We start from the raw sequence: 255 nt of genomic DNA on the forward strand, positions 1-255 counted from the left end.
TCGGCCTGCGGATCGTAATCGCGGCCGGCCTCCAGCATCCGGCAGCGCAGGCCGGACTTCGTGAGGCTGAACGCGGCCATGCCGCCGGCTGCGCCCGAGCCGACGATGATGACGTCGACCGGTGCATCCGCAGCCGGATTCGCGGCACCCGTCATCAGCGGATCGCCGTTGCGCTTGGCCCGATGGGGCGCAGCTTGATGTTGCGGAACGCGACCGGTTCGCCGTGATCCTGCAAGGCGATGACGCCGCTGTCGA

Annotated in this window: 1 protein-coding gene; it reads right to left on the reverse strand. The window is 69.4% G+C overall.

The genetic code is table 11. The features are described from left to right. Positions 1–155 (reverse strand): FAD-binding protein (locus AC0IYH_RS32680; RefSeq protein WP_471838511.1); only part of this gene is annotated, 155 nt, incomplete at its 3' end. Between the last annotated feature and the right edge of the window lie 100 nt (positions 156–255).

It is taken from the genome of Pseudomonas sp. AC463, from assembly GCF_979253585.1.